The 14,259-nt window shown below is 71.9% G+C and carries 12 protein-coding genes and 1 pseudogene; 9 read left to right on the forward strand and 4 right to left on the reverse strand.

Features of this window, described 5'->3' with window-relative positions:
- The first annotated feature begins 50 nt into the window (after positions 1-50).
- Genes VGK78_RS18955 through VGK78_RS18980 form a run of 6 tightly spaced genes read left to right on the forward strand, consistent with a single transcriptional unit; the run spans position 51 to position 6,012 of the window.
- A complete protein-coding gene (locus tag VGK78_RS18955; protein WP_331529297.1) occupies positions 51-488 on the forward strand; it encodes a hypothetical protein in 438 nt (145 codons plus the stop codon).
- A complete protein-coding gene (locus VGK78_RS18960) occupies positions 485-1,516 on the forward strand; it encodes an aminoglycoside phosphotransferase family protein (RefSeq protein ID WP_331529298.1) in 1,032 nt (343 codons plus the stop codon). Before VGK78_RS18955 ends, VGK78_RS18960 begins: the two co-directional genes overlap by 4 nt.
- Positions 1,513-2,826, forward strand: coding sequence for an O-antigen ligase family protein (locus tag VGK78_RS18965; RefSeq protein ID WP_331529299.1), 1,314 nt, complete (start codon positions 1,513-1,515; stop codon positions 2,824-2,826). The genes VGK78_RS18960 and VGK78_RS18965 overlap by 4 nt, the downstream gene beginning before the upstream one ends.
- Positions 2,823-4,169, forward strand: a complete 1,347-nt coding sequence (locus VGK78_RS18970; RefSeq protein WP_331529300.1) for a polysaccharide biosynthesis C-terminal domain-containing protein — start codon at positions 2,823-2,825, stop codon at positions 4,167-4,169. The genes VGK78_RS18965 and VGK78_RS18970 overlap by 4 nt, the downstream gene beginning before the upstream one ends.
- Entirely contained in the window at positions 4,166-5,206 is a 1,041-nt protein-coding gene (locus VGK78_RS18975; protein WP_331529301.1) for a hypothetical protein, read from the forward strand. The genes VGK78_RS18970 and VGK78_RS18975 overlap by 4 nt, the downstream gene beginning before the upstream one ends.
- 14 nt (positions 5,207-5,220) lie before the next feature.
- Positions 5,221-6,012 carry a sugar transferase gene (locus VGK78_RS18980; protein ID WP_331529302.1) on the forward strand — a complete coding sequence of 264 codons (792 nt, stop codon included), beginning with the start codon at positions 5,221-5,223 and terminating at the stop codon, positions 6,010-6,012.
- Here the strand turns inward: VGK78_RS18980 and VGK78_RS18985 are convergent.
- The 4 genes from VGK78_RS18985 to VGK78_RS19000 form a co-directional block, all read right to left on the reverse strand.
- The gene (locus tag VGK78_RS18985; RefSeq protein WP_331529303.1) at positions 5,922-7,544 is read right to left on the reverse strand and encodes an MBL fold metallo-hydrolase; all 1,623 of its coding nucleotides are present in this window, start codon (positions 7,542-7,544) and stop codon (positions 5,922-5,924) included. The two genes, VGK78_RS18980 and VGK78_RS18985, sit on opposite strands and share 91 nt — an antisense overlap.
- Positions 7,545-7,635: 91 nt before the next feature.
- On the reverse strand, positions 7,636-8,496 hold the full coding sequence (locus VGK78_RS18990; protein ID WP_331529304.1) for a hypothetical protein: 861 nt from the start codon (positions 8,494-8,496) through the stop codon (positions 7,636-7,638).
- A gap of 57 nt (positions 8,497-8,553) precedes the next feature.
- On the reverse strand, positions 8,554-9,462 hold the full coding sequence (locus tag VGK78_RS18995; protein WP_331529305.1) for a hypothetical protein: 909 nt from the start codon (positions 9,460-9,462) through the stop codon (positions 8,554-8,556).
- Positions 9,463-9,628: 166 nt separating this feature from the next.
- The gene (locus tag VGK78_RS19000) at positions 9,629-10,570 is read right to left on the reverse strand and encodes a heme o synthase (protein WP_331529306.1); all 942 of its coding nucleotides are present in this window, start codon (positions 10,568-10,570) and stop codon (positions 9,629-9,631) included.
- A 168-nt stretch (positions 10,571-10,738) separates the two neighbouring features.
- On the opposite strand from VGK78_RS19000, the gene tkt reads away from it, so the two are divergent.
- The 3 genes and pseudogenes from tkt to VGK78_RS19015 all read left to right on the forward strand — a co-directional run.
- Positions 10,739-12,844: a transketolase gene (gene tkt / locus VGK78_RS19005; RefSeq protein ID WP_331529307.1), complete on the forward strand. Its 2,106-nt coding sequence runs from the start codon at positions 10,739-10,741 to the stop codon at positions 12,842-12,844.
- 41 nt (positions 12,845-12,885) lie between these two features.
- Positions 12,886-13,995: a transaldolase gene (gene tal / locus VGK78_RS19010; protein ID WP_331529308.1), complete on the forward strand. Its 1,110-nt coding sequence runs from the start codon at positions 12,886-12,888 to the stop codon at positions 13,993-13,995.
- Positions 13,992-14,259 (forward strand): annotated as a pseudogene (locus VGK78_RS19015) (glucose-6-phosphate isomerase); the annotation flags it as partial. The gene tal and the pseudogene VGK78_RS19015, both read left to right, overlap by 4 nt.

Genomic DNA, 14,259 nt, shown 5'->3' on the forward strand with positions numbered 1-14,259 from the left:
GATCGGTCGTGGCGACGCGCGGTCGCAGTGCACGTGGACACCGCAGCGCGGTGTCGAGAACGACGCCGGCGCTGCGGCCGCAGGCCGCGGCCGTGTCGGCGCCCTGGCGGGCTCTGTGCCCGCCGTCCGCGAGGCTGCTGCGCGACCCCACCGCCGACCAGGTACGCCGCGCGCCCGCCGGCGAGAGGCTCGTCCTCGTCTCCGACCGGCCGCTCGGGCGGAGTCGTCTGCGGCGCGCCGCGCGACGCGGCGGTCTCGTCACCGAGCGTGAGCTGCTCGTGCTCCCCGGCACCCGGCGCACGCTGGTCACCATCGACGAGCACCCGACGGCGGTCCGGCTGCTGTGGGAGAACGTCGCGGCGGTCCCACCGGGCCTGACCTGGGCCTCCCTTCCGGTCAGCCTCGCCGTTCGCCTCGCCCGCCGGCTGCCGTGGCAGTGGACCGGATCGGTCCTCGGCGGCCACGTCCTGATCGGCAGAGGATCGTGACCTCGACCTCCCCGCTCGCCGGTGACGCGCGACGTACCGCGGAGGAGCTGCTGAGCGGTCCCGACCGCGGCGTGCTCCTGTCGATGTCGAAGGACCCGGACGCGAAGGTCACGTTCGTCACGACGTCACCGGGCGGCGTCCACCACGGCTGCGCCGTGAAGGTCGCGACCACCCCGCGGGCGTCACTGGCGGTCGAGGCCGAGGGCCGCGCTCTCGTCGGGCTGCGCCGCATGCCTCTCGGCTCGTTGCGAGACACCATCCCCCGGTACGTCGACTCCTTCCGGGAGGGCTCGACCGCGGTGCTGGTCTCGTCGATCGTGCCCGGCGTCCCGATGAGCGTGGGCTACCACAACTGGCTGCACACGGCACGACCACAGGCGGTGCGGACGGACCTCCGGCTGGCGTCGCGATGGCTGCGCGCCTTCCAGCAGCACACCGCCGGCCCGGCCACCCCGCTCGTCTGGGCGGCCGCCGTACGCGACGACGTCGCCGGGCGCTGGGACGGCCATCCGGACCTGGCCGCCGCGTTGGGGCGCCTCGACGCGGCCGTGGACGTCCTGCAGGGTTCGCATACGCCGACGTCGGCCGTGCACGGAGACTTCTGGTTCGGCAACCTGCTGGTGACCGGCGACGAGGTGTCCGGCGTCATCGACTGGGAGTCGGCAGCCATGTCCGGATGCCCCCTCCGCGACCGGGCGCGTTTCGCCCTCAGCTACTGCCTCTACCTCGACCGGCACACGCGCCCGGGCCACCGGGTGCTCGGCCACCCGGGGCTGCGCCGCGCGTCCTTCGGCAGCGGGGTCCGCTACGGCCTCCTCGGCACGTCGTGGCTCTCCTCCACCGTGCGGGAGTTCCTCGCCGGCGGTTTGGAGGACCTCGGACTGCCCCGCGGACACTGGTACGCCGTCGCCCTCGCCGGGCTGGGCGAGATCGCCGCGTCGGCCAACGACGAGACGTTCGGGGCCGACCACCTCGGCCTCCTGGCGCGACTGCCGCCCCACCCGCGACTGGAGCGGAGGCAGGCGTGACCACGCTGACCGCCCAGCTGCGAGCATCACCACCCGCGGTCCGGTCCGACTCGGGGATGCTTCCCGCCCTCGCCGGCACGGCCGTGTGCCTGCTGCCGTTCCTCCACCCCGCCGGCCCAGGGAACACCGCACCGGCGGACGTCGCGATCTGCGCGTCGATCGCCGTCGCCCTGCTGTGGGTGGCCCGGGTTCGGCTGCCCCTGGTGTTCCCCTACCTGCTCGGCGTGACCGGCCTGGTCCTCGGCGGGGCCTTCGCCGCGACCCTCGCGGGAGCGCCCCTGAGCACGCTGCTGGTCCTGGTGCAGGACGCGCTGCTGTTCGGCTGGGGCATGGTGCTGGTCCTCGGTGCCGACGACTCACGCATCGTGCAGGCGGTCACCACGGCCTGGTGCCGCACCGCCTCCGTCTACGCCAGCGTCGTCGTGGTCGCCTACCTGGTCGGCTTCTCCCCGCTCAGCGGCGTCACCGCCGCCGACGGCGTGCGCGCGGCGTACACCTTCGGCGACCCCAACCTGGCCGGCAACTACCTGGTCACCTCGCTGTTCGTGCTGGCCGCCTGCCGCCGGCCCCGGAGCGCCCCGCTGCGCCACTTCGCGTACCTGATGCTGCTGATCGCGATCTCGTTCACCGGATCGAACGGCGCCATGCTCAGCCTGCTCCTCGGTTGCGTCCTCGTCCTGGCGATCGCCCGCTACCGCCGGCGCGGACTGCTGGCCGGGCTGCTGACGCTGCTGGGCTCCCTGACGGTCGCCGCGATCCTCGTCGCCTACGTCACGACCCAGGTCAACGTCGGTGCGGTCCGGGAGAAGGCGGCCGACAGCGTGCCCTTGCTGCGCGACTCGATCGCCCGCAGCGGCGGCTCGGAAAGCCAGCGGACGACGATCATCGGCGAGGGCTACCGGCTGTTCCTCGAAGGCGACGGCACGGGCTACGGGCCGGGACGCACGAAGTCGACCCTCCAGCGCACCCAGGCCCCCTACGTCAAGGAGGCCCACAACGACTACCTCGCCGCCCTCCTCGAGCGCGGCGTGCTCGGCGAGGTGGGGCTGGTCCTGCTGGGCGCCGCAGCCGCCATCCGGTGCGGACGGCTCTTCGTCGGGCACCTCCCGGAGGAGTACGCCGTGATGCTCCCGCGCGCGTGGTTGCTGGTGACCATCGGGCCGATCATGGCGCTGTCGGGGACGTTCTACGAGGTCGAGCACTTCCGCCATCTGTGGACGTGGCTGGGGCTGATCGCTGCTCTCTCCCTGGTCCTGGAACGCGAGGCCCGGCGTTCCGCGAAGTCGGATCGTCAGGCCAAGGTCCGATGACTCCCGGGGGGTCGCTGCTAGGACTCGCCCGGCGCCCGGGTGACGGCCTGCGCAGTGTGCTCGCCAACTGCTCGGCGCGCGGACTGGCCCTGCTCGGCGTGACCGTGGGCACGATCGTGGTCGCCCGGCTCGGAGGGCCCGCCGAGGTCGGCATCTATGCCCTGCTCCGGATGCTCCCGGGGCTGGTCGGCGTCCTCAGCGTCGCCGGTCTCCCCGGTGCGCTGGCGTACTTCCTCGCGCCGCCACGCCGCGGCGTACCCCGGCTCGCGCCGACGCTGGCCGCGATCGCGGTGATCGGCTCCCTCCTGGGTACGGCGGTCTGGCTGGCCGCGACACCGGTCATAGCCCCCGTGTTCTTCCCGCACTACCCCGTGTGGCTGGTGGCCCTGGCCGGCCTCACCGTGGCCACCCAGCTGCTGCTCACCCTCGGTAAGACCGCACTCCAGGGCATCGCCGACCAGCGCGGCGGCGACGCGATCATCGCCGCCGAGGAGATCGGCTTCCTGCCCTTCTACCTCGCGGCCCTCTGGTTCGGAGCCGGTGGCACCCTCGCCGTCGTCATCGGGCTCGGCCTCGCCGACATCGGGGTCGGCCTCGCGGCCTGGCACCGCGTCTCGCGCCGGCTCGGCCGGAGCCCGGTACGGCTCCTCCGCGCCGTCCTCGGCCGCCCCGACCGCCAGGTCGCGCGCGAGGTCGTGGGCTACGGCATGCGCGGCCAGATCGGCGGCGTCATCACCCTGCTCAACCTCCGCCTCGACTTCGCCATCCTCGACGCCCTGGTCGGCCCGGCGGCCCTCGGCGCCTACGCCGTCGCGTCCAAGTACGCCGAGCTCCTCCGGCTGCCCGGCACCGCGCTCACCTGGGTCACCTACCCGCGCCTCGCCGCGCGGTCGTCCGAGGCGGCCGGTCGGCACGCCCGGAGGCTGGCCCGTCCGACCCTCCTCGTGGTCGTCGTGGCCGCCGTGCCGGCCGTGCTGCTCGCCGGGCCGGTCATCCATCTGCTGTACGGCGGACGGTTCGCCTCGGCGACCCTCCCGGCCCAGGTGCTGATCGCCGGAATGCTGCTGTCCGGGGCGGCCGGCGTGGCCAGTGGGTACCTCTACGCCTCCGGACGCCCGGGTCTGAACTCCGTCGCCACCGGCGCCGGGCTCGTGGTCACCACGGTCCTCGACATCGCGCTCATCCCGTCCCACCACGCCCTGGGTGCGGCGGTCGCCTCCACGGCGGCGTACCTGCTGACCGACGGGCTGCTCCTCGCCCTGCTGCTCCGGCTCACCCGGCCGACGGCCGAGCCCGTCTCGACCCGGGTGGGCCAGACCCCCACCGTCGGGTCCACGCCATGAGGGGCCGCCGGGCGCTCGTGCCGGCCGTCCTGTTGTCGGCCGTCGCGCTGCTGGGCGCCTGCAGCGCGGCCCCACAGACAGGCGGTGTCGACCCCGTGACCCGGCACACCCAGACGGCTCGACCCGATCTGTCCACGTCGTCCGACCCGTACGTGCACCTCGCCTCCGCCCTCCACCACCGTGGCGTCCAGGTCTGGTTCGAGGCCGACCTGGTGAAGGCGTGGCTCGGCGGGCCGGCCGCGTTCCAGACGGCCGTCCACCGGCTCGGCCGGCTTGCCAAGGTGCCCGGGGTCGCCGGCTTCAAGATCGCCGACGAGCTCGGCTACCACGACGGCATCGAGTCACCCGACGAGGCCCTGCGGTTCCTGACCGCCGCCCACCGGGCCCTGCACGCGGTCGCACCCCATGCTCAGGTGCTCGTCGACATGGTCGTTCCCGAGCTCGGCTGCCTCCCCTGGCTCGACGCGGCCGGCGACAGCTGCGCCGTGAACGCCCGGAGCACCTCCCCAGCCGCCACGGTCGACGCGGTGACGCGCTATCTGCGCGCCGGGCTCATCGACCGTCTCGACCTCAGCACCGGGCTGCTCGACGCGTCGTCGTACGCCGCCCGCGGGCTGACGCTGCAGGCCGCCCAGAAGGATGCCTGGGCCGAGGTCGACCAGCTCGGCTGGGGGTCGCTGACCACGCTCCAGGCACGCAAGGCCCTGGCCGCCCCGGGCGGCTACCAGGGCTCGACCGCCCAGGCCGGCGCCGACGTCGACACGTACATCGACATCCCCGCGGACGCGGGCGCCGCGAGCATCGACATCTGGACGTGGCGTCAGCCCTACGACGGCGCCACGGTCAGCCTGCTCGCCCCGTCGCTCGCCCCCAATCCTCTCTGGGACGCCCTGGCACGTCTCAGGAACGGATCCACCGCCCTCCTCACCCACATGACTCCCAGCCAGATGCCGACCGACCACGCGGCCTTCGACCACGAGTGCGACCTGGTGTCCCGCGTCTTCGCGGGCGTCTTCGTCGCCGCCGGAACCGGATGAACGGGAGACCACGGATGCACCTCCACCACCAGCCCGGGGAGCCGGACTCGCTGCTGCTCACCTCGCAGACCTTCCGCGTCGGCCGCGCCCGTCGCGTCCTGGACGTCGTCGTCGCCTCGCTCCTGCTCCTTCTGTCCCTGCCCCTGCTCGCGGTCGCGGCCCTCGCGGTGGCCTTCAGCGACGGTGGCCCGGTGCTCTTCCGGCAGGACCGCGTCGGGGAGGGCGGTCACACGTTCTCGTTGCTCAAGCTGCGCAGCATGCGGATCTCCGACTCGGGTCCGGCCGTGACGGCGAGCGGCGACGACCGGATCACGCCCGTCGGCCGCTTCCTGCGGCGTACGGCGATCGACGAGCTGCCTCAGCTCTGGCACGTGCTGGTCGGCCAGATGACGCTCGTCGGGCCACGGCCGGAGGCGGTGTCGCTGGCCGCGGCGTACCCGGCCTCGTGCCGGTTCGTCCTCGCGGCCCGACCCGGGCTGACCGGACCGGCTCAGCTGCGCTACCGGGAGACGTCCGCGCAGCCGCCGACCGGCTGGGACGTCGAGCAGTGGTACCTGACCCGCCTGGTCCCGGTGCGCGTCGACGCGGACCTCGACTACCTCCTCGACCCCTCCCTGCCGCGCACCTTCGGCCACCTGTGGCGAACGGCGCTCTTCGTGCTCGGTGTGCACGACGAGAGCCCGTCCGTGGCAGAAGAGCTCCGAGCCGCCGAGACTCAGACGGGGACCGTCGCGCGCTCGATCTCGAGGGGGTCACAACGGGCGTTGAGGCACTCGCCGGTGGTGAGGTCGAACTCGAAGTTGTGACCCAGGCAGCGCAGGACGCCGTCGCGGACCACGCCGGTCTCGGAGAGGTCCTCGGTGCCGTGCGGGCAGTAGCGGCCGATCCGGACCGCGCGGTCGCCGTCGCGGACCGTGATCAGGTCGCCGTGGCTGCGCCGCAGCTCGTAGGCCTCGATGGCGCGCAGCGCCTCCAGGTCGGCGTGCTTCAGCAGCCCGACCAGGTAGTCGTTGTAGAGGTCGGGCTCGCGCCGCGCCGAGAAGCGCAGTGAAAGCAGCAGCTCCTCCCACCGGATCCGGCCCGCCACGACACCCGCCAGCCAGCGCCCCTCGACGCGTATCCGGTAGTCCACTGTCTGCGCCGTACCGTCGAGGTCGACCTCCATCCGGTCGGGACCGATGTGCGCGTCCCACGTGCCGCCGCCCGGCCCGAGCACCTCGAAGCGGACGGTCAGGCCGGCCCTGGCCAGGAAGTATGACGACAGCCGGCCCAGGTGCTCGAAGTGGCGGCGGAAGTCCTGGGCGAGGGTGTCGTCGTCGGCGGGGACCGGGTGGTTGCGCCAGACCTCCTGGATCGCCCCGCGGCGACGCGCGGCGTACGCCTCGAGGTAGGCCCGGCGCTCGGTCGGTGGGGCGTCGAGGCGGAAGCCGGTCCACTGCGGGTCCCGGGACACCTGCCCGGTGGCCGCGTCGTACACGTCGCCGGGGAGCAGGTAGGTGCTGGGCTGGTCGGGCAGCCGGTCGCGCAGCCAGGCCACGGCCTGGTCCTGGCCCGGGAAGATGCCCTCGCCGCCGCCGTCGGGGCCGGTGCCGTCCCCGGGCGTGTGGAGACGCGGGTTGTGCTCGAACAGGTCGTCGTCGAGGAAGCACGGCGGCCCGGCGTACGGCACGACCATGCCGGGCGCGACGGAGCGAACGAGTCGGGTGACGGCCTTGAACTTGCCGACGCGCTTCACCTCCTCGATCCGCGCCCGGTCGCCCCCCTCGTACTCGTACACGACCGGGTGCCAGCTGGCTCCGGACATCTGCACGGCCATGAAGTCGACGCCACGCCCGGTCTCCACCATCGCCCGCCGCACCTGCGCCAGGGAGATGCGGGCGTCGTTGCAGTGCAGCACGACGCGTCCCCCGACGTGGAACAGCACGGCGGCGTCGTGCGTCATCGGGCAGACCTCCGGGATGACCGTCATCCAGTCCTCGTGGTCGCTCAGCGGGTACCGCTCCCAGGCGTCCAGCACCACGACGCGCTCGTGCCCCGTCCCGCGGAGCCGGCGTTCCAGGATCGTCGACGGGTAGCGCGGCACCACCACCGGGACGTGCTCCGGGAGCGCCGCGACCAGGTCGAGGTCGAGATGGTCCAGGTGCTCGTGGGAGATCGAGACGACGTCGACGTCCTGGAGCGACGGCGTACGGACGTGCGAGTTGTCCGGGAAGGGGAACCACGAGGCCAGGAACGCGCCGCGCTCGGCGAACCACGGGTCGGCGAGCACCCGGACATGGTCGTTCTCGATGCGCAGGCCGGCATGGCCCAGCGACGTGACGTACGGTCCCCCCGGCATGCCCCATGGTCGGTCGGGCAGGGTCGTACGGTCATGGCCCAAGCGGGTGACTGTGCTACGACGTTTGAGGGAGGGTCTGGACCCCCCTTGATCAGCCCGCGAAGTAGCGGCTGAAGAGCCGCTTGAGCCCGGTCGAGTCGCGCAGCGTCGGGTTGGCGCTGTCCTGGTGACCCCACCCGTAGGTGTAGTCCATCGGCGGGTGCGGCACGAGCCTGGCCCAGCGGTGGAGCATGGCGCGCATCTGGTCGCGGGTCGGCAGGTTGTAGTAGTGGGAGGACGTGTTCTCCTGCCCGAACGCCTGGTAGGTCGGGACGACCGTACGGCGCGGGATACCGGCGTTGAGCGCGGTGCCCAGGTCGTCGTTGATCTCGGTGAAGTCGCAGCCATGACTTCCGGTCGAGCACGGGTAGGGGTCGATGCCCACCATGGTCACGTGGGTGATCCACGGCCGGAACGCGTGGTAGGAGTCGTCGAGGACGATGAAGGACTGCTGGACCCCGCCACTCTGCTTGCGGATGTAGTCGGCGCGGGTGGCCAGCGCGGCCGGGCCAGCGCGGCAGCCGCTCTTGTGGGGCTCGTCGGCGAGGTAGTAGCCGAAGACCTTCGGGCTGTGGGCGAACCGGCGGATGACCCGCTTGAAGGCGCGGTTGGCCCGCGTGGGGCAGTCCTGGCCGAGCCAGACCAGGCCCTGGGTGTGCGCGGGCAGGTTCCGGATCTCCTCGCCGACCGCCCCGACGTCGATCACCGTGTAGCCGAGCCTCTTGACCGCGCGCGTGGCGCTGCCGACGTTCGCGATGTAGTGGTGTGACGTCGTCGGCGCGGGCAGCGTGGAGCGCGCGGCGTTCACCTGTGCGGTCCGGGTCAGGCCGACGGCAGGGTCGGCGGCGGCGCCCCCCACGAGCAGAGCGAGCGATGAGAGCAGGGCGATAGGGGCGAACCGGGACCTGGACATGGGGCTCCTTCGTCGGGACCCCCCGTCACTGACAGCAGGCACTGTTCCAGACGCCGCTCAGTTCTGGAAGTACCTCTGCAGCAGGTCCTTCAACGCGGTGGAGTCGACGAGGGTCGGGTTCGACGCGGCCCGGTGCCCCCACCCGTAGGTGAAGTCCATCTTCGGGTTCGGCACCAGGGCCGCCCACCGGTTCAGGATGCGCTTGAGCTGGTAGGCCGTGGGCAGGTTGTAGTAGTGGCCCGAGAGCTTCTCCTGTCCGAACGCCTGGAACGTGGGGACCATCAGCCGGCGTGGGATGCCGGCCCGGGCCGCCTGCCGCACCCGGTGCCGGATCAGGCCGTAGTTGCACGACGGATAGGTGACCGAGCACGGGTAGGGGTCGATCCCCACCATCGTCACGTGGGTGACCCTCGGCCGGAACGCGTGGTAGCCCGGCGGGTGGGTGATGCAGAGGACGATGAAGGACTTCTGCCGACCGCCGCTCGTCTTCCGGATGAAGTCCGCCTTCGCGGCCAGGTGGCGGGGACCCTTGGGACAGTCGGAGATGTGCGGCTCGTCGGACAGGAAGTAGCCGAACACCTTGCGGTCGCCGGCCAGCCGTCTCACCAGGGACCGGAAGGCTCCGTCGATCCGGGTCGGGCACTTCTCCCCCACCCACACCATCGCCTGGGTGCCCCGCGGCAGCGCGTCGATCTGGTCCTGGCTGGTGCCGGTGTCGATGACGTTGAAGCCCAGGCGCTTGGCGGCCCGCGGCGTCCTCACGTTGACGATGTAGTGGTACGACGTCGTGGGCTTCGCCAGCGCGATGCGGGTCGCGGTGCGGGTCGCGGTGCGGGTCGAGGTGCTCGTCGACGTGTCGACCGCGGCAGGCTCCGCCGGACGCCCGGACGAGGCGACGGGCGTGGACAGGGTCAGCACCGACGCGACGAGGCCGCCGAGCAGCAGTCCAGCAGAAGACGTGCGCATTGAGATCCCCCGTGTCGGCACCGAGCCTAGCTGGACGACGGTTGGCCTGCACCCCCGTGGGCAGGCCAACCGTCGTACCTACACAGACGCACCGTAGGCCGGTTCGGTTGCCTCCCGCAGGCGATTTCCGCGAAACCCGGAGCCGGCTCGGCTCAGCCGGATCGGTTCAGCGGAGCAGCGGCTCGAGGGCCACCGCCACGAAGAGCAGCGAGAGGTAGAGGTTCGAGGCGTGGAAGAGCACCATCGGCTTGATCATGCTCAGGTCCTCGGTGCCGCGGGCGCGGGCCCACATCCGGTGCGCCTGCACGAGGAAGCCCGCCCCGAGCGCCGCTGCGACGACGGGGTAGAGAGGTCCGGTGCCGGCGACCGGCCACAGGACCAGCGAGGTCGCCACCATCACCCAGCTGTAGAGCACGACCTTCCGGCCCACGACCTCCGCCCGCGCCACCACCGGAAGCATCGGGACGTCGACGCCGGCGTAGTCCTCGCGGTAGCGCAGCGCCAGCGCCCACGTGTGCGGCGGTGTCCAGAAGAAGACGACCAGGAACAACACCACCGGCGACCAGGCCAGGTGGTCGGTGACCGCCGTCCAGCCGATCAGGGCGGGAAAGCAGCCGGCGAGGCCGCCCCAGACGATGTTCTGGGTGGTCCGCCGCTTGAGCAGCATCGTGTAGACGAAGAGGTAGAAGCACTCCGCCACCACGGACAGCGCCGCCGACAGAGGGTTGACCCAGACGTAGAGGACCACGGTCGCGAGCACGCCGAGCGCGAGCCCGAACGTGAGTGCCGCCCGGGGCGTGACGATGTGCCGTGGGATCGCCCTCCGGCGGGTGCGCCGCATCTGCTCGTCGATGTCGCGGTCGTAGACGCAGTTCAGCGCCGAGGCCGACCCCGCCGACAGCGCTCCGCCCACGACCGTCGCGACCACGAGGCCGAGGTCGGGGATGCCGCCCGCCGCGAAGAACATCACCGGCACCGTGGTCAGCAGCAGCAGCTCGATGACCCGCGGCTTGGTCAGCCCGACGTACGCCGCTACGACGTCCCGGCCCGTCGCCGGACCCACCTGCAAGGCGTCACCGACCGGTGCTCGGTGGCCGACGTATGTCACACAGGTTCCTCGGGTACGAGTTGAGTCGAAAGGGATCGAGAGAGAGCAGGGCTCGCAGGCGCCTCGAAGTCTATCGCCCGGCATGAGTAGGCTCGGAGTCGCCTGAGTCCTGCCCCCGGTGATCGTCGCGGGGGCGTTCGTCCGACACGTTCGGGAAGGGAAGAGCGCGTGAGCCAGACACCCGCCAAGCTGGACTGGACCGAGCTGGACGACAAGGCCGTCGACACCGTCCGCGTGCTCGCCATGGACGCCGTCCAGAAGGTCGGCAACGGGCACCCCGGCACCGCGATGAGCCTCGCGCCCGCGGCGTACCTGCTCTTCCAGAAGGTGATGCGGCACAACCCCGCCGACCCCCACTGGCCGGGCCGTGACCGGTTCGTCCTCAGCTGCGGCCACTCGAGCCTGACTCTCTACATCCAGCTCTACCTCGGCGGCTGGGGCCTCGAGCTCGACGACCTCAAGGCGCTGCGCACGTGGGGCAGCAAGACGCCCGGCCACCCGGAGTACGGCCACACGGCCGGCGTCGAGACCACCACCGGTCCGCTCGGCCAGGGCATCGGCAACGCGGTGGGCATGGCGATGGCCGCCCGGCGCGAGCACGGCCTGCTCGACCCCAACGCCGCGATCGGCGCCTCGCCGTTCGACCACTTCGTCTACGCATTCTGCTCCGACGGCGACATCGAGGAGGGGGTCAGCCACGAGGCCTCCGCGATCGCGGGCGTGCAGGAGCTCGGCAACCTGATCGTCTTCTACGACCACAACCGGATCTCGATCGAGGACAACACCGACATCGCCCTGGGCGAGGACGTCGGCGCGCGCTACGAGGCCTACGGCTGGCACGTGCAGCACGTCGACTGGACCCATGGCGGCACGACGTACCGGGAGGACGTGCCGGCGCTGTACGACGCGATCCGCCGGGCCCAGGCGGTGACCGACCGACCGAGCTTCATCGTGCTGCACACGATCATCGCCTGGCCGGCACCCCACGCGCAGAACACCGGCAAGGCGCACGGCTCCGCGCTCGGCGCCGACGAGGTGGCCGCGACCAAGAAGGTGCTCGGCTTCGACCCCGAGCAGACCTTCGAGGTCCCGCCCGGCGTCCTGGAGCACACGCGCGAGCAGGTCGCGCGCGGCAAGGCCGCGCAGGCCGCGTGGGACGAGCAGTACACCGCATGGGCTCGCAAGCCGTCCGCCGACCCCGCCCTCTTCGAACGGATGCAGAAGCGGGTGCTCCCCGACGGCTGGGCCGACCACCTGCCGACCTTCGACGCCGACGAGAACGGGATGGCGACCCGGAAGGCCTCCGGCGCGGTGATCAACGCGATCGCCGAGCACGTCCCCGAGCTCTGGGGCGGGTCGGCCGACCTGGCGGAGTCCAACAACACCACCATCGAGGACGCACCGTCGTTCCTGCCCGGCGACCGGGCGACCAAGATGTGGAAGGCCGATCCCCTGGCCGGGCGGGTGCTCCACTTCGGGATCCGCGAGCACGGCATGGGCGCGATCATGAACGGCATCGCGGTCCACGGCGGCACCCGCGTCTTCGGCGGCACCTTCCTGACCTTCTCCGACTACATGCGGCCCTCGGTGCGGCTCGCCGCGATCATGGGCCTGCCGGTCACCTACGTGTGGACCCACGACTCCATCGGCCTCGGCGAGGACGGCCCGACGCACCAGCCCGTGGAGCAGCTCGCCGCTCTCCGTGCGATCCCCGGGCTGGACGTCGTACGCCCGGCCGACGCCAACGAGACCGCCGCGTGCTGGCAGACCATCCTCGAGCACACCGACCGCCCGGCCGGCCTGGTCCTGACCCGGCAGAACGTCCCGACGTACCCCCGCGGGAGCGAGGGGTACGCCGACACCAGCAACGTCCACCGTGGCGGCTACGTCCTGCTCGACGTGGACGGCGGTGCCCCGGACGTGGTGCTGATCGGCACCGGGTCGGAGGTCCAGCTCGCGGTGAAGGCGCGTGACCTGCTGGCCGCGGACGGCGTCCGGGCCAGGGTCGTCTCGATGCCCTGCCGCGAGTGGTTCGACGCCCAGGAGGAGTCCTACCGCGAGACCGTGATCCCTCCGACCGTGAAGGCGCGGGTGTCGGTCGAGGCCGCCGTCGGCCAGGGCTGGCGAGACGTCGTCGGCGACCACGGCCGGATCATCTCGCTCGAGCACTACGGCGCGTCCGCCGACTACGCGCGCATCTACCAGGAGTTCGGCATCACCGCCGAGGCGGTCGCCGCGGCCGCCCAGGACAGCATCCACAGCGCCACCGACTAGGACCCACCAGCCACGTACCAGTCACGTACCAGGAGGCAGACATGACCGACCGGCTGCAACAGCTCTCCGACGCGGGGGTCTCCATCTGGCTCGACGACCTCTCCCGCGAGAGGCTCGAGACCGGCAACCTCGCCGACCTGATGAAGAACCAGCACGTCGTCGGGGTCACCAGCAACCCGTCGATCTTCCAGGCGGCGCTGTCCGAGGGCGAGCGGTACGACCCGCAGATCCGGGAGCTCGCGGGTCAAGGCGCCGACACCGACCAGGCGGTGCGGACCATCACCACCGACGACGTCCGCGACGCCTGCAAGGTCATGCGTCCGGCGTACGACGCCAGCGACACCGTCGACGGCCGGGTCTCCATCGAGGTCTCCCCCGGCCTGGCCCACGACACGGCCGGCACCGTCCGCGAGGCCGCTGAGCTCTGGAACACGGTCGGCGAGCCGAACGTCTACATCAAGATCCCGGGCACGAAGGAGGGCTGGCCGGCGATCACGGAGACGCTGGCCAAGGGCATCCCGGTGAACGTCACCCTGATCTTCGGGCTCGAGCAGTACCACCACGTGATGGAGGCCTTCGTCGCCGGCCTCGAGAAGGCGCGGGACAACGGGCACGATCTCTCGAAGGTCCAGTCCGTCGCGTCGTTCTTCGTCTCGCGGGTCGACACCGAGATCGACAAGCGCCTCGACTCGATGGGTGGGCACGACGACTTGTTGGGCAAGGCCGGCGTCGCGAACGCCCGGCTGGCGTTCAAGGCCTACGAGGAGTTCTTCTCCTCGGAGCGCTGGGCCTCCCTCGAGGCCGACGGTGCGCGCAAGCAGCGGCCGTTGTGGGCGTCGACCGGCGTGAAGAACCCCGACTACGACGACACCATGTACGTGGTCGACCTCGTCGTGCCCGACACCGTCAACACGATGCCCGAGCCGACCCTCGACGCGGTCGCGGACCACGGCGAGATCAAGGGTGACCAGGTGCACCCGTTCTACGACGACGCCGCGGCCGTCTTCGCGGCGCTGAAGGACGCCGGCGTCGACTACGACGACGTGATCAGCGTCCTGATCAAGGAGGGCGTGGAGAAGTTCGTCACCGCGTTCGACGACCTGAGCGCGACCGTCGAGAAGGCCATGCACCAGGCCGGCACCGCCCGGTGACCGCGACGTCCTCGGGAGACCCCGTCGACCCTGCGTCGACGGCGGCGTGGTCGCGGCTCGACGAGCTGGCGCGCGGGTTCGCACCGGACCTGCGCGCGTGGTTCGCCGACGACCCCGGACGGGCCGCGCGGTTCACCCACGACGCCGCCGACCTGCACGTCGACCTCTCCAAGGGACTGGTCGACGACGAGGTGCTCACGACGCTCCTGGCGCTCGCCGACGAGGTCGGCCTGGCCGCGCGTCGGGACGCGATGTTCCGGGGAG

The organism is Nocardioides sp., from assembly GCF_036503465.1.
Lineage (GTDB): Bacteria > Actinomycetota > Actinomycetes > Propionibacteriales > Nocardioidaceae > Nocardioides.